Source organism: Kosakonia sacchari SP1, from assembly GCF_000300455.3.
GTDB lineage: Bacteria > Pseudomonadota > Gammaproteobacteria > Enterobacterales > Enterobacteriaceae > Kosakonia > Kosakonia sacchari.
Genome location: NZ_CP007215.2, coordinates 4,794,019 through 4,816,949, shown reverse-complemented (window position 1 = coordinate 4,816,949; position 22,931 = coordinate 4,794,019). Strand labels below are relative to the sequence as shown.

The 22,931-nt window shown below is 55.4% G+C and carries 21 protein-coding genes; 10 read left to right on the top strand and 11 right to left on the bottom strand.

Annotated elements, in window-relative coordinates; all coding sequences use genetic code 11:
• The first annotated feature begins 169 nt into the window (after nucleotides 1-169).
• The 4 genes from C813_RS45720 to C813_RS45705 are packed head-to-tail and all read left to right on the top strand — an operon-like array spanning nucleotide 170 to nucleotide 4,903.
• Nucleotides 170-907, top strand: a complete 738-nt coding sequence (locus C813_RS45720) for an ABC transporter ATP-binding protein (protein WP_046199721.1) — start codon at nucleotides 170-172, stop codon at nucleotides 905-907.
• Complete coding sequence (locus C813_RS45715; RefSeq protein ID WP_017459682.1) at nucleotides 900-2,150, top strand: ABC transporter permease; 1,251 nt, start codon at nucleotides 900-902, stop codon at nucleotides 2,148-2,150. Before C813_RS45720 ends, C813_RS45715 begins: the two co-directional genes overlap by 8 nt.
• Nucleotides 2,143-3,609 carry a TolC family protein gene (locus C813_RS45710; protein ID WP_017459681.1) on the top strand — a complete coding sequence of 489 codons (1,467 nt, stop codon included), beginning with the start codon at nucleotides 2,143-2,145 and terminating at the stop codon, nucleotides 3,607-3,609. Before C813_RS45715 ends, C813_RS45710 begins: the two co-directional genes overlap by 8 nt.
• Entirely contained in the window at nucleotides 3,602-4,903 is a 1,302-nt protein-coding gene (locus C813_RS45705; protein WP_017459680.1) for an efflux RND transporter periplasmic adaptor subunit, read from the top strand. The genes C813_RS45710 and C813_RS45705 overlap by 8 nt, the downstream gene beginning before the upstream one ends.
• Nucleotides 4,904-4,915: 12 nt before the next feature.
• On the opposite strand, the gene C813_RS45700 is transcribed toward C813_RS45705, so the two are convergent.
• A complete protein-coding gene (locus tag C813_RS45700; protein WP_017459679.1) occupies nucleotides 4,916-5,239 on the bottom strand; it encodes an AzlD domain-containing protein in 324 nt (107 codons plus the stop codon).
• The gene (locus C813_RS45695; RefSeq protein WP_017459678.1) at nucleotides 5,239-5,901 is read right to left on the bottom strand and encodes an AzlC family ABC transporter permease; all 663 of its coding nucleotides are present in this window, start codon (nucleotides 5,899-5,901) and stop codon (nucleotides 5,239-5,241) included. Before C813_RS45695 ends, C813_RS45700 begins: the two co-directional genes overlap by 1 nt.
• 101 nt (nucleotides 5,902-6,002) lie before the next feature.
• On the opposite strand from C813_RS45695, the gene C813_RS45690 reads away from it, so the two are divergent.
• The 6 genes from C813_RS45690 (at nucleotide 6,003) to C813_RS45665 (ending at nucleotide 12,917) form a co-directional block, all read left to right on the top strand.
• A complete protein-coding gene (locus C813_RS45690) occupies nucleotides 6,003-6,551 on the top strand; it encodes a helix-turn-helix domain-containing protein (RefSeq protein ID WP_025263777.1) in 549 nt (182 codons plus the stop codon).
• Between the two features lie 415 nt (nucleotides 6,552-6,966).
• On the top strand, nucleotides 6,967-7,503 hold the full coding sequence (locus C813_RS45685; RefSeq protein ID WP_017459676.1) for a fimbrial protein: 537 nt from the start codon (nucleotides 6,967-6,969) through the stop codon (nucleotides 7,501-7,503).
• Between the two features lie 21 nt (nucleotides 7,504-7,524).
• Entirely contained in the window at nucleotides 7,525-8,256 is a 732-nt protein-coding gene (locus C813_RS45680) for a fimbrial biogenesis chaperone (protein ID WP_017459675.1), read from the top strand.
• A 38-nt stretch (nucleotides 8,257-8,294) separates the two neighbouring features.
• Nucleotides 8,295-10,841: a fimbria/pilus outer membrane usher protein gene (locus tag C813_RS45675; RefSeq protein ID WP_017459674.1), complete on the top strand. Its 2,547-nt coding sequence runs from the start codon at nucleotides 8,295-8,297 to the stop codon at nucleotides 10,839-10,841.
• A gap of 16 nt (nucleotides 10,842-10,857) precedes the next feature.
• A complete protein-coding gene (locus C813_RS45670; RefSeq protein WP_017459673.1) occupies nucleotides 10,858-12,177 on the top strand; it encodes a fimbrial protein in 1,320 nt (439 codons plus the stop codon).
• Complete coding sequence (locus C813_RS45665) at nucleotides 12,174-12,917, top strand: fimbrial biogenesis chaperone (protein ID WP_025263776.1); 744 nt, start codon at nucleotides 12,174-12,176, stop codon at nucleotides 12,915-12,917. The genes C813_RS45670 and C813_RS45665 overlap by 4 nt, the downstream gene beginning before the upstream one ends.
• Before the next feature lie 31 nt (nucleotides 12,918-12,948).
• Here the strand turns inward: C813_RS45665 and rhaM are convergent, their stop codons facing one another.
• The 9 genes from rhaM to rhaB form a co-directional block, all read right to left on the bottom strand.
• Nucleotides 12,949-13,263 (bottom strand): L-rhamnose mutarotase, encoded by a 315-nt coding sequence (gene rhaM, locus C813_RS45660; protein ID WP_017459671.1) that lies wholly within the window; start codon nucleotides 13,261-13,263, stop codon nucleotides 12,949-12,951.
• Nucleotides 13,260-14,408, bottom strand: coding sequence for a lactaldehyde reductase (gene fucO / locus C813_RS45655; protein WP_017459670.1), 1,149 nt, complete (start codon nucleotides 14,406-14,408; stop codon nucleotides 13,260-13,262). The genes rhaM and fucO overlap by 4 nt, the downstream gene beginning before the upstream one ends.
• A 62-nt stretch (nucleotides 14,409-14,470) precedes the next feature.
• Nucleotides 14,471-15,475: an ABC transporter permease gene (locus tag C813_RS45650; RefSeq protein WP_017459669.1), complete on the bottom strand. Its 1,005-nt coding sequence runs from the start codon at nucleotides 15,473-15,475 to the stop codon at nucleotides 14,471-14,473.
• The gene (locus C813_RS45645) at nucleotides 15,472-16,476 is read right to left on the bottom strand and encodes an ABC transporter permease (RefSeq protein WP_017459668.1); all 1,005 of its coding nucleotides are present in this window, start codon (nucleotides 16,474-16,476) and stop codon (nucleotides 15,472-15,474) included. The genes C813_RS45650 and C813_RS45645 overlap by 4 nt, the downstream gene beginning before the upstream one ends.
• Nucleotides 16,476-17,987 carry a sugar ABC transporter ATP-binding protein gene (locus C813_RS45640; RefSeq protein ID WP_017459667.1) on the bottom strand — a complete coding sequence of 504 codons (1,512 nt, stop codon included), beginning with the start codon at nucleotides 17,985-17,987 and terminating at the stop codon, nucleotides 16,476-16,478. Before C813_RS45640 ends, C813_RS45645 begins: the two co-directional genes overlap by 1 nt.
• 49 nt (nucleotides 17,988-18,036) lie before the next feature.
• Nucleotides 18,037-19,023 carry a rhamnose ABC transporter substrate-binding protein gene (gene rhaS / locus C813_RS45635; protein WP_017459666.1) on the bottom strand — a complete coding sequence of 329 codons (987 nt, stop codon included), beginning with the start codon at nucleotides 19,021-19,023 and terminating at the stop codon, nucleotides 18,037-18,039.
• Nucleotides 19,024-19,105: 82 nt separating this feature from the next.
• A complete protein-coding gene (gene rhaD, locus C813_RS45630) occupies nucleotides 19,106-19,936 on the bottom strand; it encodes a rhamnulose-1-phosphate aldolase (protein ID WP_017459665.1) in 831 nt (276 codons plus the stop codon).
• Between the two features lie 65 nt (nucleotides 19,937-20,001).
• On the bottom strand, nucleotides 20,002-21,261 hold the full coding sequence (gene rhaA, locus C813_RS45625; protein ID WP_017459664.1) for an L-rhamnose isomerase: 1,260 nt from the start codon (nucleotides 21,259-21,261) through the stop codon (nucleotides 20,002-20,004).
• Complete coding sequence (gene rhaB / locus C813_RS45620; RefSeq protein ID WP_017459663.1) at nucleotides 21,258-22,727, bottom strand: rhamnulokinase; 1,470 nt, start codon at nucleotides 22,725-22,727, stop codon at nucleotides 21,258-21,260. The genes rhaA and rhaB overlap by 4 nt, the downstream gene beginning before the upstream one ends.
• Between the last annotated feature and the right edge of the window lie 204 nt (nucleotides 22,728-22,931).

Sequence of the window (22,931 nt, the reverse complement as noted above, 5' to 3'; positions counted from 1 at the left end):
TGCCAAATACCTATCGGCGATTGCGGTTAATTCTTTAGATATCAATTTTGGTAGGTTTTGTTGAAATGCATTCACGGCAAAAACACTAAAGGTTTCGTTTTTCTGGCCGTTAATATTGATATGTAGTTCACACCATATCCGTGTTCTTCAGGATGAATGATTGGCAAACATGGAACGGTTGCACGACTCAGGGATAAGCGAAACTCACCACACGACATCTGGCGCTGATTTGATACGCCTGGATTCGGTGACCTATTCCTACGCCGCTGGTGCCGCGCGGCAGACTATCCTGCACAACATTTCGTTATCTATCCCCTCCGGGCAAAGTTGCGCCATTGTTGGCGCGTCTGGCTCGGGGAAAAGCACGCTGCTTAATCTGCTGGGATTGCTTGATACGCCCACCTCCGGGCGCGTGATGTTTCATGGCGAAGATATGTCCCGCTGCGGCGCAGACGCTCGCGCGACGGCGCGTAATCACATCATTGGTTTTGTCTTTCAGAGTTTCAATTTACTGCCCCGGCTTACCGCGCTGGACAATGTTGCTTTGCCGCTGCTCTATCGAGGCGTACTGCGTCATGAAGCACAGGAGGCTGCCCGCAAGCAGCTTCAGCGCGTCGGTTTAAGTGAACGCGCGCACCACCGCCCTGCGGATTTGTCCGGCGGGCAGCGCCAGCGTGTGGCCATTGCCCGCGCGCTGGTGGGTGAACCGGCTTTGCTGCTCGCCGATGAACCCACCGGTAACCTTGATAGCCAAAACGCCGCTGACATCATCGACTTACTGCTGGCTCTGAATCGCGACAGTGGTACCACGCTGGTGCTGGTAACGCATGACGATGCCATTGCCCGCCGCATGTCGCGCTGCATTCAGGTGGCTGACGGACGGATCAACGAGGCAACGCATGTCTGATCTTCGTCTGCCCGCCGCAATCCGTGTTTCTCTGTCTTCACGCTACGGAATGCCGTGGCTGCAACTTTTGCTGGAGTCGCTGGATAACCTGCGGCTGTTAGGTCGCCGCGCGGTGCTGGCGCTGTTGGGCATCGCAGTGGGCTGCGCGGCGGTGGTGGCGTTGCTGAACATTGGCTACAACGCCGAACGTGAGGCGATGAGCATTTTTCGCGGTATGGGTAGTGAGTTACTGGTTGCCAATATTCAGCAGCCTGTCGGTTCCGGCAGAAAACCGCTGGTCGCGCCCGCCGATCTCGATATCGACGCCTTGCATCAGCACATCCCGGAGATTGACGCGGCCTCTGCGCTCGTTCCCAGTAACACACAAGCGCGTTTTAATGGCCGAACGGCAGCGGCAACGCTGGTCGGTAGCGGCGCTGAACTGCCTTCTGTGTTGCGACTGCAACTGGAGCAAGGCCGCTTTTTGAGCCGCTTTGATGCGCAGAGCACCTACGCCGTTCTCGGGGCCAATGTCGCCGCACAATGGGCCCAGCCCGACCGCCCCGTCCTGCTGGGCGACCGCATTCAGATTGGTGGTTATCTCTTTGAGATAGTTGGCATTCTGCGCGCGCAAGGACCAAACCCGATCATTCCTGTCTCCATAGATGATGCCATTTTGCTGCCGATAACCGGTATGCGCCGGGTGATCGATTTTCCGCAAATCACTGGCGTCGCGGCGCGTAGCCGCAGCGGTGAAGAACTTGATCGCATCGCGCCCCGGCTACAGGCGTGGCTCAGCGAAAAGATGCCCGGCTTTGAGGTCAATGTGCAGGTTCCTCAGCAGTTGCTGGAAGGCATTGAGCAGCAGTCGCGCCTGTTTTCATGGTTGCTCGCCGGGCTTGGCGGCATCTCGCTGTTGGTCGGCGGGGTGGGCGTGATGAATGTGATGGTGATGAATGTGTCGGAGCGCCGCCGGGAAATTGGTGTACGCATGGCGCTGGGCGCGCGTTCGCGCGATATCGCGATGCTCTTTTTGCTGGAAGCGATTGTCTTAGCCACTGTTGGCGCGATACTTGGCGCGGCGGCGGGGTTGGCGGCGGCGTGGCTGTTTGTCTGGTTTTCTGGCTGGTCTGATTTTGCCTTATCCGCTGCTGCGCTGCCGCTGGGCGTTGGTAGCGCCATTGTTATTGGGCTTTTTTTTGGCCTATCTCCCGCTCTGGCGGCGTCCCGGATGGAGCCGGTAGAGGCGTTGCGCGATGCGTAGACATTTAGGGTTGTTATTACTGGCAAGCCTGTTTGTTTGCCCGGCGCGTGGCGAAATGCCGGTGAACCCTTCCCACGCCACGCGTGACGGTGAGACGGCACGTGTTGCGCTGAAGGGCGACAATATCGATCTCACTCTGAGCGATGCCATCTATCTTGGACTGCGTGATAACCGCGCCATTCGTAGCGCGTATCTCGACAGGGTTGCGCAGAAATTTGACCTGCGCGTGGCCGAAGATCGCTTCACGCCAAAACTGGTGCTCTCCGGTAATTATCTCTCCACGCGCAACCAGGATGACCGCTACCGGCAGGGAAACCTGACGCCGACCTCCACGTTGCTCACCCCTTACGGCACGCGCGTTAGCCTCGGCTGGACATATCAACACACCGACGCCAATGTGGCGGGGTTATCCCACAACGATGGCGCGAACTTTTCTGTTATTCAGCCGCTGTTGCGCGGTGCGGGTAAAGATATTGCCACCGCGCCGGTTCGCCTTGCGCAGATGACTGAGCAAATCAACCGCTTGAATTTGAAGTCCACCGTTTCGCAGACGATCACCCAAATTATCACCGCTTATCGCGATTTGTTGCTGGCGCAGGAGCAGTTAAAGATTGCTCAGGATTCGCTGGCGCGGGCGCGCCAGTTGGTGGAAGTGAACCAGGCGATGATCAGCGCCGGGCGCATGGCGGAGTTTGAAATTGTGCAAACCGAGGCCGAAGTGGCCTCACAAGAACTGGCGCATGAAGAGGCGCGAAATCGGGTGGATATGGCGCGGCTGGCGCTGTTGCAACTGCTGGCGTTGGATCTGCATGCGCCAATTGTCGCGACCGAAGCGCTACAGGCAAAGCCTGTCGAGGTGCAGGCCGATCGCGCGTTGAAACAGGCGGAGGCGTCGCAGCCCGCTTATCTGGCGCAGTTGCTTGTTGGTGAACAGGCTGCGATTAACCTCGCCGTCGCCCGTAATGACCGGTTGTGGGATGTTTCGCTGGTCGGCGGCGCAACGCAGCAGCGTAACCGTGCGGCGCGAGGCGATGGCGCGCGCAACTGGGATAACTATGTTGGGGTTCAGGTGGAGATCCCCATCGGCGACATGACCGCCCGGCAGGCGGAAGTGCAAGCGCAGGTTAATGTGAAAAATCAGCAAATCCAGCTGGCGGAAGCGCACCAGCAGCTTGACCGTGATGTCACCAACGCCGTGCGCGATATGGGCACCCGCTGGCGGCAGTTTGAGATAGCCCAACGCGCACGGGATTTGTCACGCCGCAAACTGGAAATTGAACGGGAAAAACTCACCGCTGGCCGCTCCAGCAACTTCCAGGTACTGAGCTTTGAAAACGATCTTCGCAACGCGGAAAACGCCAGGCTAAATGCGCTTATCAGCTATTTGAATGCGCAGGCCGGGCTAGATCAAACGCTGGGAACCACGCTGCAAAGTTGGGATATTTCGCTCAATGATTAAGTTTTTTACGCAAAAGCAACGCCTGCTTTTACTGCTGACACTTGCGGTAGTGGTTGGCGGCTCGCTCTTATGGTGGGTAGTCTCACGCGAACCGGAAAGTCGCGCTGCGCAGGAAGTCTGGCTGTCGGTTCAGCCACAGCGGCTTGAAAACCAGTTGGGGCTGGTGGGGCGTATTCAGGCGGCCCGCCAGCAAACCCTTGCCGCGCCATTTGATGGGGTGATCCGCGAAATCGCGGTTCACGAAGGGCAGCGCGTTGAAACGGGGCAAGTGCTGGTAGTGCTTGATCCCGGACAGATTGAGATCCAACTTCGCCAGGCGCAGGCGGATCTTTTGAAAGCGCAAAAAGAGGTGGCGCTGTTTCGCAACTGGAGCAGCAGCCCGGATGTTTCACGTGCCAGGCGCGTGGTGCAGACCGCACGCGCGACGCTTTCCAATACGCAGGCCAATCTTCGCGATACCACTGCGCTTTTTAAGCGCGGGATTGTCGCCCGTATGGAAGTCGATGCGCTGACGCAGCAGGCACAAACGCAGCAGCAGGATCTGGCGGCCGCGCAGGAAGAGTTACACACGATGGAAGCGCGGGGTAAAGGCGAGGACAGCAAAATTGCCGATATGGAACTGGCAAATGCGCAGGCTCGCTACGCAACACTGAAAGCGCAGGTGGAGCGACAAACAATACGTGCGCCCTATGCCGGTTTTATCGTGCGCCCGGTCGCGCCGGATAGCGGTAAACCGGTGACTCTTCAGCCGGGTTTGTCAGTGAGCCAGGGCGCGGCGTTGTTAACGGTGACAGGGCTGGACACGATACAGGTAGTGACTCGCGTCGAGGAATCGGATCTCCACCAGTTAAAAGAGGGGATGCCGGTTAACATCACCGGTGAAGGGTTTGCTGGCAAAACGCTCAGCGGGCAGATCCGCGAAATTGGCGTTCAGAGCAGCGCGGCAGAGACGCAGGGCGCTTATTACGATGTCACGGTGTCGGTAAACACGCCGCAGGCGGATTTACAGCAAGATATTCGGCTGGGGATGAGCGCCCGGCTGGCGGTGATCACCTGGCAGAACGAACACGGATTCGCGGTGCCCGCTCAGGCGTTACATGTCGATCCGCAATCGGGTTCGCGTTGGGTGCTCTGGCGAGCCTCGTCCGGTGCGACACCGTGCAAAGTGGTGGTTACCACCGGGCAGACGGTGGCGCAGGGGGTGGAAATCCACGGGATTGACGCGGGGGAAGTGCGCGTTGAAATGGGCGCGCAGGGCGGTTCGGCTAACCCGGTTTCCGTGAGTATCCATTAACGCGCCCGTTCCTTATGCGATTCCGGCAAGGCGCAGCAGCGCGGTGACGACCGCTGCGGAGAGGATCACCACAATCAGCGGCATTTTGCGCCAGGCGAGAAACAACGCGAAAAGCACACCCAGTACGCGCGCCATGCCAGCGAAATGCCCGCCTTCATAGAGCATCGATGCCAGCGCGACCGCGAAAAGCAGGGTGGTTGCCGCATCCGACAGCAGTGCCTGCGAGTGCTCGGAAAGCGCCAGCCGGCTGCCGAGTTTTGCGCCACCAAGGCGCATCAAATAGGTGCCGATAGAAAGGATGGCGATACCGCCGATAATGAGCGCAACGCTGGCCATTATTTCTTCCTCGTCAGTAAGCCAAGTAAAGAGAGCAGCACCGGTAATCCCACTGGCGCAAAGGGAACGGCGGCGAGCGACAATACCGCGCCGCTCGAGGCGCGAATCAGCGTGGTGCGCTTTTTCAGCGCCGGCAACACCAGCGCCAGCAAAATTGCCGGGAAAACCGCATCCAGACCGATGGTTTCCGGCGCGGGCAGCAATTTACCCACCGCCGCACCTACCAGTACGCCAGCGGGCCACAATAGCGCGACCCCTAAACCACACAGCCAGTAAGCGGCTTTACGTTGCTCGGCGGTGGGCTGTGATAAGCCGAACACGACGCTTTCATCGTTCATGATGTGGCAGCCAAGAAAACTGGCCGCACGTTGACCTACCAGTTCACGCACCGTGACGCCAAATGGGATATGGCGGGCGTTAACGAGCAGACCCGCCAGAGCCGCAGCCAGTGGATTGCCGCCGCTGGCGACAATACCGATAAACATAAACTCGGATGCGCCAGCCAGCACCAGGGTGGAGAGCGCCAGCGGCACCCATAAAGGAAAGCCGTAAGCCATGGCCAGCGATCCGTAAGAGACGCCGACGACGCCCACTGCCAGGCAGACCAGGAAGATAGCTTTTACGGTGTCGCCTTTCAGCGAGGCGAAGTGTCTGGTGAACATCTCTCTTTACCCATATCGAACGTTTATCCATTATAATGAACACACCAGAATCGTTTTTCAACAAGAACGATTCGTTCGATTAAATGAACAGTGGGGTGTTTATGACACAGCCAATTAGCATCATTGCCAAAAGTCTGGTGCGTGAGCGACTGCGAACCGGGCTTTCGTTGGCGGAGATTGCCCGCCGGGCGGGTATCGCCAAATCCACGCTTTCACAACTGGAAGCGGGTAACGGTAATCCTAGTCTGGAAACGCTTTGGGCGCTCTGCGTCGCGCTGGACATTCCCTTTGCTCGCCTGCTGGAACCGCAGAAACCAACCACGCAGATTATCCGTCGTGGCGAAGGCACAAAAGTGACCGCCGAAGGGGCAAATTACCAGGCGATATTGCTTGCCGCCTGCCCGCCCGGCGCACGACGCGATATCTATTTATTGTTCACGCAACCTGGCGCCGATCGGATCTCGCATCCACACCCGACAGGTTCAGTGGAGCACATTATTGTGACACAAGGGCGCGCGCTGGTAGGGCTGACGGAAGCACCGGAAGAGTTAGGTGAAGGGGATTACATTTGTTATCCGGCGGACAGGGAACATATCTTTAAAGCGCTGGAAGCAGATACACAGGCCATTCTGGTGGCTGAACAAAATTAATCCGCTTTAATTCCACCCAACAATAATAAAAACAGATAAAGATAACAGAGAGTGGGACAATTTAATTGTTCCCTTTACATGTTTTAATATTTTTAAGATTCTTCATTTTATTTTTCTTTGTGAATATTCTGATTAAACACTGATTTTAATGAATTAAATCATCGAGTTACTTAAATCCATATTAAACTATCTTGCTGTTTTAATTAGGTTTTTAATTTGTTTTTTATAGTTCTTACGAATGGTTGTTTGAGTGTTATTTATTATTTTGATGTTATAGATTAGTTCCATTAAACGCCCTCTCTTAATACCTTTACATCAATATTAAGCCAGTGTAATTTACTCGCGATATTAAATTGATTGAATATATATCAATCAAGTGTTTTGGGGTTGTTAATATTAATAGTGAGGCGAGTTTATGAATAAGTTGATAAATGTGTTTGCAGCGACGGCTATTTTGTCGTTAAGCAGTTCTGCTTTTGCAGCGACATCAAATAACACCGTGCGTTTTATGGGTGAAGTTAGCGAACAGACCTGTGATATTAATATTAATGGTAGTAGTACATCGCCGATTGTACTTTTACCTACCGTCAGTGACAGTCAATTAGCGTCTTCCGGTTCAACAACAGGTGATACGCCGTTCACCGTGACGCTTTCTGGCTGTGGCGGCGCACAAGCATCCAATGCCGGTATTGTTTTTGTTGCCAACGATATTGATGGTACGAATTTGAAAAATACCGCGAGCACTTCACCGGCAACAAACGTTGCGATTCAGCTGATGGAAGGGGCGAGTGCGCTGGACTTTACGGGAAATAAAGCCCAAACCGCGACGCAATCTGTCGGCGGAGCCAACACTACCGTAACTTATGACCTGGCAGCACGTTATTACGCGACCGGGCAGGCAACGCCTGGCGCTGTTGAAGCACAAGCGCAATTTGCTGTGACTTATCAATAATCTTTCTTAAAGCGCTGCATTATGCAGCGCTTCTATGCGGCTTATATCAGTATGTCGAAATATATATCACTGACAGCATTATTATTTTTTATTGTCGGAAATGTTTGCGCCAGTGTGACGATGGTCGGGACGCGCGTTATTTATCCTGCTGACATAAAAGAAAAGGCATTAGCTTTTACTAATACAGGTAATGAGCCTGTTCTGGTGCAGGTCTGGACAGATAAAAATAATCCCCAGTCGACACCAGAAACGGCTGACGCGCCGTTTCTTTTGATGCCATCGATTTTCCGTATTAATCCAGCTACTGAGCACACATTACGGCTGAAATTTACCGGGGCACAATTTCCTCAGGATCGGGAATCTCTTTTTTGGTTGAATTTTTTACAATATCCGGCAAAGAAAACGTCTGAACGTGGGCAGAACAGTTTAACCATGCTGATAAAAAGCCGACTAAAAATTTTTTACCGCCCCGACGGTATTACAGGAGATGCTAACCATTCTCTGGACAATGTAAAAGTGACATTACATGGTCAAATTGTCGAAGTGAATAATACGAGTGCTTACCATATTTCTGTGATTAGCGCTTTTACTGAAGAACGGGAAAAGAAACATCCAATAAAATTCAAAGGAATGATTGCGCCACGCTCCATTACGCAGTGGAATCTCCCGACGAGTGGTGCGGATAAATTAACGATTAATGCAATAAATGATTATGGTGGAGTATTTAGCAAGTCGTATTCTTTAGTTAAATAAATCTTCCGCCCGGAAATATAAAACATTATTCAACTCGGATGGTACTGATGCATCTGCGCTCCTCATGCTTTCGTATTCTCATAGGGTTTATTTCTGTTGTGTCGTTGACAGTATCAGCGAAAGATAATGAATTTTATTTTGACTCATCCTTGCTACGAAATAGTGGATTATCTAATGAAGATCTTCAGCGCTTAAATAAGGATGACTTAATTACGCCCGGTCGACACTCTCTTGATATTTATCTCAATGGGAAATTTACTACCCACCGCGAGATTGAGTTTTCCCGGCGCGGTAAAAAAATCGAACCGTGTCTGCCCCATGATTTATTAACAACGTTGGGTTTTAACGCATTGTCTGACGACGCTGCGCCATCATGTTATTGGCCAGACGATAAGGCATTGAACGGTATCACCCGTAAAGATGACATGGCGCAATTGCGAATGGATTTCACCGCGCCGCAGGCGTTATTGAAATCGGTTCCCCGTGGCAGCGTAAGCGAAGCAAGTCTCAGCGCCGGGGAAAGTATGCTATTTCTCAATTATATGGCTAACCAGTACCATGTTGAGTCGCGGCAGGGTAGCGCTGGTGGCATGGATTCCACCTGGCTGAGTTTCAATGGTGGTATTAATTTGGGGCTATGGCGTTATCGCCAGCAATCCAACTTCAGTTACAGCAAATATAACGGCAGCCGCTGGAGCACCAGCCGCCGTTATATCCAGCGCGCGATTTATCCTTTACGTAGCGAAGTATTGATCGGCGAAGGCTACACCAACGGGCAATTCTTCTCCGGCATGAGTTTTCGCGGCTTCCAGATCTCATCGGATACGCGAATGCTGCCTAATTCCCAACGAGGCTATGCGCCGGTCGTGCGTGGGATTGCCAAAACCAACGCCAAAGTGACCATCCTGCAAGGCAAAACCACGCTATACGAAACAACCGTTGCCCCCGGCCCGTTCACCATAAATGATCTCTATCCCACCAATTTTGCCGGGGATTTAACCGTTGTTGTCAGCGAGGCTGACGGCAGTGAAAACACCTTTAGCGTGCCTTTCTCCGCGCTGGCGGAATCTATGCGTCCAGGCGCTTCCGACTATGTTTTCACCGTCGGGCGAGCGCGCGACGTTGGCGATAACAATGTCTTTAGCGAAGCGGTCTGGCGTCAGGGGCTGACGAACGCCCTCACCCTCAACCTCGGTAATCAGCTCGCCGCGGGTTATATGAGCTATTCATTGGGGGCTATTTACAGCAGCGCGGCCGGAGCGTTTGGCCTGAACAGTATGTTTTCACGCGCAAACATGGGCAGCGAAGGTAACAAGAGCGGTTGGACGCTGCGCGCGAACTACAGCAAATTTATTCCGCGTACCGGCACCTCATTTACGCTGGCGGGTTATCGGTATTCAACGGAAGGTTATTCAGAACTTTACGACGCCCTGGGTTCGCGTGAAGCGCGCAATCATGGGCAAAAATGGCAGTCGCAGAGCTGGAAACAACGCAGCCGCATTGAGATTTCCGCTGGTCAGCACATTGGCGAGCTGGGGGATATCACCCTCTCTGCGTCATCACAGGATTACCGTGACGGTAAAAAGCGCGACAAACAGCTTCAGTTCAACTGGAGTAAAACCTTCAACCATGGCATCTCGCTGAATCTGGGGGTGGCGAGGACGTACAACGTCGTGCCTGGCATGAACAGTACGCCATGGCAAAACAACGGTAACGACCATACGATTTTCCTGCGTGATCGCATACAAACCATGTGGTCGCTCTCTGTTTCCGTGCCGCTTGGCAGTACGCGTTATGCTCCGATTTTGTCGGCCAGTGCGAACCGCTCAAACAGTAGCAATAGTCGTGATGGTGGCTATCAGTCGACGCTGAGCGGAGTATATGGCGAGCAGAACCCGCTGAACTACAACCTGAATTACTCGACCGATAGCAAAGGTGAACAATCCGTTTGGGGCGGTGGGCTCCAGCGCAGTTTCCCGTATGCCAATGCTGGTCTCTCATGGTCCTCTTCGAAAAATTACTGGCAAGCGTCTGGTTCGCTTCAGGGCGCCCTGGTGGCGCATAAAGGTGGCGTAACGCTCGGTCACTGGGTGGGCGACAGCTTTGTACTGGTCGATGCACCCGGCGCCAAAGGTGCGGAAGTGATTGGTGGCCAAGGGGCGCGCATTGACGCCTTTGGCTATGCGATTGCGCCGTCGCTGGGGGCTTATCAGTTCAACAACATCGGTCTGGATCCCCGCAATATGAGCGAAGATGTTGAACTGCAAACGTCACTGCAACGTGTCGCACCTTATGCGGGCGCGGCGGTACGGGTTCGTTTTAACACGCTCAGCGGCCAGGCCATGCTTATCACCGCGCAGCCGCAGAATAATACGCCGATCCCCATGGGTTCCGCCGTCTATGACAGCTACGGCAATTACGTCGGCATGGTCGGCCAGGCCAATCAAATTTACCTGCGTTCGAGTGACGACAAAGGAACGTTGCGCGTTCAGTGGGGAAATAACGCCCAGGAAATCTGCCATATCTCATGGCGTATTACGCCGCCGCGCAAACCTCTGCTTCTGATGAGCTTGCCATGTCGTTAATCGACGGAGTTTTTGTATGTCACTTATACGCATTATTTTGCTGAATATTGTTTTATTAACCAGCCTGTCTGCGAGCGCGCTGTGCAAAAAAGGGCCAGATTTCGTTCGTACCGAGTTAGATGACTATGGCCTTAGCCTGGCGATGGGAACCGTCAACGTTTCCAGCCTCGAAATCCAACCGATAGGTTCCCCGCTGGGTTCGAATATCGTGACCTTCTCGCAGAACCCCCGTTACAAAGGCCCGGATAGCGTGCTGTGGGTCTGCGATATCGCCGATAAAAACAATATTTTTGAAATCATCGCCACCAATGGCGACGATCGTAACAGCGGTTTTTTCGATTTGGGGAAAACGGATGGTTACCCCGACTTCTACGGCACGTTGTTTGAGCATGTTGCGTTACGTCTGACACACATGAATTCGGGCACGGTATTTACGCGCCAATACCAGCGTATCCCGATGAAGAATTACCAGGTTTCACCGGATGGCAGCCAAATCTACATTCGGGTGAAAGATTTCAGCCCTATCCGCGCGGATCTGATTCGGGTGAGTTCGACAACGCCGACTACCGGAGCGCCATTTAACTATTGTGCCCGCGCGTCGCAGTTAACATCTGGCAGTTATAGCTGCAATCAACCCAACGGTTATGTCTCTTTCTGCTCACCCGGCAGCCCGGATGCCTATTGTGATTCCGGCGATTCCGCATATACCTTTATTGGCTGGTCTTACGATAACTGGATGGCCATCAATATGGGCATTTCCACGGGCTATCCTGCCAACCTGGTATCGATACCTACCTGCGTCGCGAAAAGCGTCACACCGATGGTCTTTTTCCCCACCATTTCCATTAACGATCTGAACAATGGCCAAACCGCTCAAAGTAGCTTTAACGTGCATATCCTCTGTGAAGGGCAGTCGACAAGCGGTGAAACGCAGGGGATGACGGCGATGGGGCTACAGGTGCCCTATGAAAGTTACCTGACGGCGCAGCAACTCAACCTGGTGAATGCGTCAGGCGGGGTGAGCCATCTGCTTTCCGAAAAATATGGTCAACCGGGTTACGCCAGCGGAGTCGGTATTCAGATAGCCAACAGCAATGACGGTGTGCTGCGTAATTTTATTGGCTGGTCTCGCTGCCTGGCCGCAACTTGCCAACCCGGCGGTAACGGCGGCTGGTACGCGGTGCGTGATGGCGCGACGCAAGTGACAAATAACGGTTCAACCGCGATCAACGAATATGTGGTTAATTTCAATGCTTATCTGACCCGTATCGCGGGCGAAACGGTCACGGCGGGTAAGGTTGATGCCAGTGCTGAAGTGCTGGTGAAAGTCCAATGAGATCCCGCCTTGCCCTCGCGATGCTTACCTCTTTGTTGATGACCGCCTTTTCCACCCGCGCCGGGCTTATCGCCGCCTCGACGCGGGTGATTTTTAACGAAGGGCAGACCCAGCAAAGCCTGATGCTGGTCAACACCAACAACTGGCCGGTGATGGTGCAAACCTGGGTCGATAACGGCGAAGCGGATGTCGATGCGCCAGCCCGTTTTAAAGCGCCGTTTGTGGCGGTTCCGACGCTGTTTTCACTCGAACCCAAAGGGATGCAGGGGTTGCGGCTGCTGTATAACCAGCAAACGCTGCCACAGGATCGGGAGTCGGTCTTTTGGCTCAATCTGTACGAAATGCCGCCAAAATCAACCGCTTCCGCGCCAGACGCGCGCAGCGTGATCCTGACGATGAATACGCAAATGAAAATCTTCTGGCGACCAAAAAAAATTGGCGCGCCGGTGGATATAGCGAAAAAAATCCGTTTCAGTGTGGTCAACAGCGGCAAAAATATGGAGATCGTCTGCCATAACGCATCGCCGTGGCATCTCTCATTTGGCGGATTATCGTTACGCTACGGCGAAAAAAACTACGCTGTGGAGCAGCAGCCGGACATGATGGTGGCGCCCTACGGTGAGAAGCGATACACCGTGGTTGCAAAAGTTCTGCAGCCCACGGTTTTACCGCTGCGTATCCAGGCCAAACTGATTAATGACAGCGGCCTGGTTGCCGAACAGACATTTCCCGTCCGTTAATCCCCCCCTTCTTTGCGAAGGGGGGAACCGCTTACTCCAGGTAGAACACTTCTTTTAATTCCGCGCTGACCGGGCTGTTGTCCGGGTTGGCCGGCATCACATCACGCATATGTTTCCACCAGCGCTGGCACACCTCTGTCTTCGCGACGGCGTTCCAGCGTGCTTCCGATTCAATCTCAACGGTGGCGAACAGCAGATTGCGCTGTTTATCGAGAAAAATGGCGTAATGGTGCGCACCACCGGCTTTCAGCGCTGCTTCCAGCTCCGGCCAGATGGGGTTGTGGCGGCGTTCATACTCTTCGTGCGCATCGGGATTTACCTGCATCACAAAGGCTTTGCGGATCATAATGCCTCCAGATACAGCTCGCGCACTTCGTCCCGGCTGGCGGTTCGCGGGTTGCACGGCGCACACGGATCAGCGAGCGCTTTATCCAGCCAGCCTTCGATATCGGCTTTAGTGACGCCGAGTTTGCTGAAACCAGAAGGAATACCAACACGCGCGCTCAGGGTGCGGATGGCATTGATGGCTTCCATGCTGGCGGCTTCATCGCTCATCCCGCGAGTATTCACGCCCATCGCCTGTGCCACGCGGGCAAAGCGGGCAACGGCGTTCGGGCGGTTAAAGTTTTCGATAACTGGCAACAGGATGGCATTGCACACGCCATGCGGCAGATTATGCGTGGCGCCCGGCTGGTGCGCTAACGCATGCACCAGACCAAGACCGGCGCTGTTAAAAGCCATGCCGGCAAGGTACTGGCCGTACGCCATTTGCTCACGCGCTTCAAGATTGTGGCCGTCATCAACCGCCTTTGGCAGCCACAGGTTAATTAAGCGAATGGCTTCCAGCGCATTGGCGTCGGTCAACGGGTGCGCGCCCACCGAGACATACGCTTCAACGGCGTGGGTCAGCGCATCCATGCCGGTTGCGGCGGTAACAGAAGCGGGGATCGCCAGCATCACGCTGGCATCATCGACGGCGATATCAGGAATAATGTTCGGGTCGATAATCACTTCTTTCACCTGACGCGCGGAATCAATGATCACCGCGTTACTGGTCATCTCCGCCGCCGTGCCGGCGGTAGTATTGATGGCGACCAGCGGTACGCCGGGGTTTTTCACTTTGCCGACGCCGGAATAGGCGGTCGACGGGCCGGGGTTGGCGGTGAGGATTTTCACCCCTTTGGCGGTATCGATCGGGCTGCCGCCGCCGAAAGCGATAATGTAATCGCAGGCGGCGTTTTGAAACGCCGCATAGCCTTGTTGCACCAACGCTTCCGTTGGGTTCGGGAACACCTCATCAAACAGGTGATACGGCATGTTATGCGCTTTCAGCGCGGCAAACAGGCTGTCCAGCAAACCCAGTTTGACCAGTTGCCCGTCGGTGACAATCAGCGCTTTTCCCCACTGTTTGTTCGCCACCATAGTGACCATATCGCCGATAGCGCCCGCACCGTGCAGGCTGATTTTGGGTAGTGCTAACATAAAGCTCATACATCACTCCTTTATTTTGTTTGATTTTTACCGGCGACGAAACGCCCTGTCGCCGGAGGGATTCATAAACGCCTGCGCTGCATCATGCGGCGGGTAATGATTGGCAGCGAAATCACCACAATCAGCATCGCGCCGACGATAATCGACATCACAATGCCCGGCACATTGAGCAGGCTCAGGCCAAAGGTCACCAGCCCCATCAGGAAGGCGGCGATAATCACGCCGACCATGCTGCCGGAACCGCCGAGAATATTGACGCCGCCGAGCACCGCCATCGTCACTACCGACAGCTCCCAGCCGAGCGCAATCGTCGGGCGTGTGCTGCCCAAACGCGACGTCAGCAGCACCGAGGCCAGGCCTGCCATCAGCCCCACCAGCGCGAAGAGGATCAGGTTGTGGCGTTTCACATTGATACCGGAATACCAGGCGCCGGTCGGGTTATTACCGATGGCGTACGTGCGGCGGCCAAAGTTGGTTTTGTGCAGCAGAAAAGCGAACAGCAGCGCCAGCACGATGAACAAAGCAAACTCAAATGACAGCGCGCCCCACACGTAACCCTGGCCAAACCACGCAAAGCTCGCAGGCCAGGTGTTAAGCGCCTGATCGCCGAGAAGAATGTAGGTAATACCGCGATACAGGCTCATGGTGCCGATGGTGATCACAATCGAAGAGAGGTTGAAGCGCGTCACCAGAATGCCGTTGAACAACCCGCACAGCAGCCCAACGCCCAGGCCGACGCACACCAGCAGCGGCGTATCCACACCCGCCTGGGCGCAAAACCCCATCGCCGTGGAGCTGAGCGCGATGGTGGCGGCGACAGAAAGGTCAATTTCGCGGGCAATGATCAGCATCGCCATCGGCAACACGATGATCGCTTTTTCGGTGAAGTTGAAAGTCGCGTCGGAAAGATTCCAGATATTGAGGAAATAGGGCGACGCGAGGGCGTTTACCACAAACACCGCCAGCGTCACCGCCAGTAAAAAACCTTCCCAGCACAACAAGCGCTTAAAGAGTGGTGTCGCGGCAGGGGTATTTTTCACGGGCTCAGAAGTCAATATTTTGCTCATGGTTTCACCGCCTGTTTTTGTCGCGCCAGCGCCGTGTCACGCAGGATCAGGCGGCCTTTGCGTTTGTTACCGCGCTCGTTGAGCAGCACCGCGATGACGATCACCGTGCCGGAAATCGCCATCTGCCAGAACGGCGAAATGCCAATTACCGGCAACGCGTTATTGATAACGCCAAGGAACAGTGCGCCGAACAAACAGCCGGGCACGCGCCCGGTGCCGCCCATGGTGCTGATGCCGCCAATCACACAGGCGGCAACCACTTGCAGTTCGAACCCGTTAGCCACGTCGACATAGGCCACGGCAAAACGTGAAATCCACAAATAGCCGCAAAAACCTGCCAGTGCGCCAGAAAGGCAGAAGCTGACAAACTGCATCTTCCCGGCGTTGATACCGGTGTAATACGCCGCCGTGGCGTTGCCGCCCGCGGTATAGAGCGCTCGCCCGGTGCGGCTATAACGCAGGAAGTAGCCCACCAGCAGCAATACGGCGATGGCGCACCAGCTCAGTACTGGCAAACCCAGCACCGAGGCACGCGGCAGGCCGAGAAAATCTGCGCCCATCTGGTTCGAGTTCACCCAGCCGCCGCCGGAGAGCAAAAAGATCATCCCGCGATAAATACTCATGGTGCCAAGCGTGACGACAATCGCCGGGATACCGAGTTTCCATACCAGCAGACCATTGATGATGCCCATCACCAGCCCGAGCACCGTTGCCAGCAGCAGCAACGACCAGACCGGCACATCCGGGTGATGGAAGTTGATCAACGCGACAATCATGCCGGTCAGCGCCAGGTTGGCCGCCATCGACAGGTCGATACCTTTGGTCAGGAGCACCATCATTTGTCCGAGGGCGAGGATTATCAGAATGGCGGTATCGTTGAACATCTCCACCAGGTTACCGGGACTGATAAACGAAGGGACACGGCTGCCGATAGCCAGCACCAGCAGCACAATCACGCCGCCGAGCAGCGCTTCGCGATGTTTAAGCAGTTGTTGCCACATTATGCTGCCTCCTTCCCGGCACCGCTGGCGGCGCTGACGATGGTTTCCGCCGTCGCTTCACCGGTCTGGTACTCGGCGACCATTAGCCCTTCGTGCATAACGATCACCCGATCGGCCATGCCCATCACTTCCGGCAGTTCGGAAGAGACCATAATCACCGCCAGCCCCTGTGCCACCAGTTCAGACATAAACTGGTGTACGGCGGCTTTGGAGCCGATATCGATGCCTTTCGTTGGCTCATCAAGAATGATCACTTCCGGATGGGTGGCGAGCCATTTGCCGATCACCACTTTTTGCTGATTGCCGCCGGAGAGGGTTTCTACCGCCTGTTTCCAGCTAAAGGCTTTCACCTGCAAACGCCGGGCGTACTCATCCGCCAGCGCCCACTCTTTGGCCTCGTTGAGCACGCCGTTGCTATTGAGTTTGCTGAGCTGCGGCAGGCTGATGTTCTGGGCAATCGACAGTTCGATAATCGCGCCCTGCTTTTGCCGCTCTTCCGGCACACAGACAATCCCGGCGTTGATGGCATCCGCAGGCTGGCGGAAATGCATCGTTCGCCCGTTAAGGATGATGTCGCCCGAAGCGGGGCGCGACACGCCAGAAAGCGCCTGCATCAGTTCCGTGCGACCGGCACCGACCAGGCCGTAAAAGCCGAGGATCTCGCCTTTGCGCAGCGAAAAGTTGATATGGGCAAATTCGGTGGGATGGCATAAATCGCGCACTTCAAGCACGGTTTCGCCGAGTGTGCAGGCCACTTTCGGCCAGCTCTGGTTAATGGCGCGCCCGACCATCATCGCCACCATTCGCTCTTCGCTGATGTCATTGATGGCGCCGGAATCGACATACACCCCGTCGCGCAAAATGGTGTAGTGATCCGCCAGCTCGAAAATTTCATCAAACTTGTGCGAGATAAACAGGATCGCTTTGCCTTCCTGCTTCAGGCGCTCAACGATTTGGTAGAACTCCAGAATTTCATGCTGCGAGAGCGCGGCTGTCGGTTCGTCCAGAATCACCACCTGCGCTTCAAAGGAGAGCGCACGGGCAATCGCCACCATGTGGCGCTGGGCGATACTCAATGTTTTCAGCGTCGCGCGCGGGTCAATTTGCACTTCCAGCCGGGTGAGGATCGCCTGCGCTTGCTGGTGCATGGCGGGCCAGTCGAGTTTTTTCAACAGCCCTTTATATAAATACTGCCCGACAAAGATGTTTTCGGTGACCGAGAGTTCGTCGAACAGCACTGTTTCCTGGTGAATGGCGGTGATCCCCACTTTATGCGCCGATTCGGGCGTAGGCAGTGAAATCGGGATCGCTTTATAGAGAATTTCGCCCTCTTCAGGCTGGTAAATACCGGTCATCACTTTGACCAGCGTGGATTTCCCCGCGCCGTTTTCACCGATCAACGCGGTGACTTTGCCGGGCCAGAGATCGAGCTGCACGTTCTCAAGGGCGCGCACACCGGGAAAGACCTTGGTGATGCCCTTGAGCGACAGCAGAGGGGTGGATGCCGTCATGATAGTTCTCCAGTTTTTGCCCTCTCCCGCAAAAGAGGGCAGGAAGGGATCAGAAAATCTTCGAGAACTTATCAATGTTGCTGGCGTCGTAGACGAACGGTTCCGCCATTGCGCCGTTACCGTCGGCATCCAGTTTCACTTTGCCGAGTTTGCCCATGCTGGCTTCGTCTTTGGTTGCCGTACCTTTCACCAGATCATCCGCTAAATAGGTGGCGGCATAACCGAGGTCGATCGGGTTCCAGATGGCGAAACTTTTGCTCGCGCCGGACTTAATCGCGCCCGCCATTTCAGACGGCAGCCCTAAACCGGTGACATACACTTTGCCAATCTTGCCCTGGTCTTTTACCGCTTGCGCCGCCGCGACAATGCCGACCGACGACGGCGAGACGATCACTTTCAGGTCCGGGTACGATTTCAGCAGGCCGACCGCTTCGCGGTAGCTTTTATCGGAGAGATCGTCGCCATAAGCGACGGTCACCAGGTTAATCGACGGGTACTTCGGCAGCACCTTTTTCATCTCCGCAATCCAGATGTTCTGGTTGGTGGAGGTGGGCGTGGCGCTAAGAATCGCCACATCGCCTTTTTCAACGTTCAGCGCTTTTAGCGCATCGGCGGCCAGTTTGACGTTGGTTTCGCCAATCAGCGCGTTATTCGAGGGGTTGAGGTGGATCTGGCGTCCGGCTTTTGCCACGCCGGAATCCCACGACACCACTTTGATGCCGCGCTGAATCGCTTTTTTCAGCACCGGCACCACGGCATCGGGATCGTTGGCGGAGATGGCGATCGCATCCACCCCCTGGGCGATCAACCCGTTAAGCACTTCGATCTGCGCTTCGGCCGTGGTGGTGGTGGGACCGGTGTAGATCACTTTGACATCACCTAGCTCTTTGGCTGCCTCCTGTGCGCCGGTGTTTGCTGCTTCAAAAAAGCCATTACCTAAAGATTTCGCCACAAGGGCGATTTTTACTTCAGCTAAAGCGGAACCGGACAACGCCAGCATGGCAACGGTGAGGATTAAGCTTGCTTTTGTTTTCATTGCTTTTACTCCACGAGAGTTAGTGTTTGTAGGGCTTGCAGGTGAGGATTCGCCCCGTCTCAATGAGCGGGGCGCGATGTTGTTATGGGTACAGATCTAATGCCGATTGCAGCGGCGTCACGCCAAAGCGTTTACCCAGCGCAATCAACTCTTGCTGCGTGATGGTCTGTTTCATACCGCCCATCGAATAGATTTTTACCAGCACCTCGGCAGATTTCTCGGCGGTGTCGATCAGGCCAAAGGCTTCGTCGAGCGTCGGCCCGCTGCCGAACACACCGTGGAAGGGCCACAGCACCAGCGAATGTTTCTGCATATCTTTGGCGGTTGCCTGGCCGATTTCATCGGTGCCTGGCACCATCCACGGCAGAATGCCAACGCCATCCGGGAACACCACCAGACATTCGGTGCTGCCTTCCCACAGCTTGCGGGTAATCAAATCAGAGGTGTTTTCCAGCACGTAGGTCAGCGCAATCAGGTTGGTGGCGTGGCAGTGCATAATCACACGGTCTTTCCCGCCGGTGGCTTTGATGCGCTCGCAGTGCGACAAGAAGTGCGCCGGTAGCTCTGACGTCGGTACCGCTTCGTGTTCCAGCCCCCACAGAATGTGGTAGCCCGCGCCGTCGCTGTCGACTTTCACAACGCCTAAATTTGCAGCTGGATCGAGCTGCACATTACGGAAAAATTTGCCGGAGCCGGTGACGATAAACGGCGTGTTAGCCAGCAGCGGCATCGGCTGGCTCAGGGCGATATAGCGCGGTTTCTGGTGAAAATCAGCGGCGAACGATGTGATATCGGCCTCATCCAGGCGCAGTGTCAGGTTGCCGCCGTTGCGTTCATCCCAGCCTTTCAGCCAGGCGTCCGAGGTGGCTTTGATCATCCCCTGGACGAACCAGGAATCGGTAATGGTCTGCATAGTCTTCTGTTTCCCGTTTATTGCCCGGTAGCGCTGCGCTTACCGGGCTGATGAATGCGCAGCGATTAGCCGCGTTTGCTTAATACGTCTTTCTCATAGGCCCGCACGCTTTCCAGCCACTGGCTACCGGCTGGCGTATCGTGGCGCTGGCAGTACATTTCCCACACCGCCTGCCACGGCAGGGATTTCTGCTCTTCGAGCAGCGCCAGGCGCGCGGTGTAATCGCCATCCGCTTCCAGTTTGCGCAGTTGTTCAACCGGTTCGAGCAGCGCGCGCAGCAGCGCTTTTTTCATGTTGCGCGTACCAATTACCCACGCGGCGATGCGGTTGATAGAGGCGTCGAAAAAGTCGAGCCCGATGTGTACGCGGTCGAACAGTTTGTGGCGGATGATTTCGCTGGCGATGGCCTGGGTTTCGTCATCCAGCAGCACCACGTGGTCGCTGTCCCAGCGTACCGGGCGGCTGACGTGCAGCAGCAGACGCGGCACATAGAGCATGGCGGCAGAGATTTTGTCGGAGATAACCTCCGTTGGATGGAAGTGACCGGCATCGAGGCACAGCGCGGTCTGGCGGCTGGTGGCGTAACCCATATAAAACTCGTTGGAGCCGACGGTGTAGCTCTCAGCGCCGATGCCGAACAGCTTACTTTCCACCGCGTCGATATGGTGCGCCGGGTTCAGTTTCTCGCTGATCACCTCATCCAGCGCAGCCAGCAGACGCTGGCGCGGCGCGAGACGGTCAACGGTGACATCTTTCATGCCGTCCGGGATCCAGATATTCATCACCGACGGCGTACCCAGTTGTTCGCCAAAGTAAGCGGAAACGCGGCGGCTGGCTTTTACATGGTCGATCCAGAACTGGCGGATCTCGTCATTGGCGTGAGAAAGCGTGAAGCCATCGGCGCTCAGCGGGTGCGAGAAGCAGGACGGGTTGAAGTCCAGCCCCAGGTTATTGGCTTTTGCCCACTGCACCCAGTTTTTGAAGTGCTCGGGTTTGATTTCATTACGCGCGACCGGCGTTTCGGCTTCGTGATAAATCGCATGCAGGTTCAGGCGTTTCGGACCGGGGATCAGGCTTAGCGCTTGTTCCAGATCGGCGCGTAATTCCGTGGCATTGCGCGCTTTACCCGGATAATTGCCGGTAGCCTGAATGCCGCCGGTCAGGCTGCCTTCCGGATTTTCGAAACCGGCAACGTCATCGCCCTGCCAGCAGTGCATGGAAACCGGCAGCCTGTCGAGCTGGCGCAGTGCCTCCTCGACATCGATCCCCACAGCGGCGAAACGCTGTTTAGCTATGTCCCAGGCTTGTTCAAGTTGAGTGGTCATGCGCAAAGCTCCTTTGTCTGTCGTTTTTGCTGAAAGCGCGCGACGTAGCGGGCGATTTCATTATCAGGATTAGGGGAAAACGTAATCAGTGAATGGTTAGCCGTGACCAGCTGGCGAAAATCATCGACGTTGCTTAGCTCATCCAGCGTCATCAGTTGCACGCCAATATTGCCCAGTGTCGAGGCCTCCACCGGCCCGGCGACGACCGGCAGCCCGCAGGCATCGGCGCAGAGCTGGTTCAGTAACTGGTTCTGGCAGCCGCCGCCGACAATATGCAGGCGGGTAAACGGCTTACCACGCAGGAAAGCCAGTTCGCTCAGCACATCGGCATACAGCAGCGCGAGGCTATCGAAGATGCAGCGCGCCAGTTCGGCAGCGTTTTGCGGTACGGGTTGACCCGCTTCCCGGCAGGCGGCCTGGATTTCGGCGCTCATATTGTCCGGGTTGATAAAGCGATCGTCGTTCGGATTAATCACGCAGCGGCAGAGAGGGAGCGGCTCGGTGAGCGCGATCAGCGCTGGCAAATCGGTGATGTTTTGCTCTTTCAGCACGCGTTGCAGCAGCCACAATCCCATGATGTTTTTCAGCACCCGGTAACGGCCTTCGGCACCGCCTTCGTTGGTGATATTGGCGGCGAGCGCCTCATCGCTGGTGTGCGGGGTTTTGCTCTCAAAGCCCATCAGTGACCAGGTGCCGGAAGAGAGATACGCCGCATCGTGGTTTTCCAGCGGTGCGGCGATAACCGCGCTGGCAGTGTCGTGGCTGGCGACGGCGACGACCGGAATGGCATTACCCTGTGGGCAGATCCAGTTGCCGATAACGTTGCCAGGATGGGTTGGCGTGCCAAACCAGCGAGCCGGAACGCCTGCCCAGCTCAGCAGTGATTCATCCCAGTTATCGGTGTTGATATTGACCAGTTGGGTGGTGGTGGCGTTGGTGTATTCCCAGTTGAGGTTGCCGGTCAGGCGGTAGCTGAAGTAATCCGGGATCAGCAGCACGTGATCGGCCTGTTCCAATAAGTGCGGTTGCTGTTCTGCCAGTGCGCGTAACTGGTACAGGGTGTTGAAGGGTAAAAACTGAATACCGCTGCGGCGATAGATATCGGCTTTGCCGGGATTTTGCAGCGCCCGGTGCATCACGCCATCGGTGCGATTATCGCGGTAGGCAATCGGCAGCCCGACGCGCTGGCCGTCGCGATTGATCAGGATGTAATCGACGCCCCAGGTATCAATACCGATGCTGTCCGGTTGTATGCCTTCGGCGCAAACCTTGTTCAGGCCGAGGCGGATTTCGGCTTCCAGGCCGTCGATATCCCAGCAATCAAAGCCGTCCACTTTTTGCAGACAGTTTACAAAACGGTGGATTTCGCGAAGCGAAAGCGTGCGGTTCTGGCGGTCATAGCGCGCCAGCATGACGCGTCCGCTGGAGGCGCCTAAATCCACCGCAACACAATGGCGAAAAGTCATGATCGGGTCCTTCTTAGAGTCATTGCGGACAGTCTAAAAAGGGCGGAACCGTCGTACCTTCTTGCTACTGACAACGGCGATTTCGCGCTGGCAAGAAAGCAAAGGTGAACGTGAGAGAGTTCACAGTTTCCAGTAATCGCGAGGTTTTCGGCCATTGTGACCCTCACCACATTTCCCGATCTTTCCGGCCGTTTCTTGAAAAAA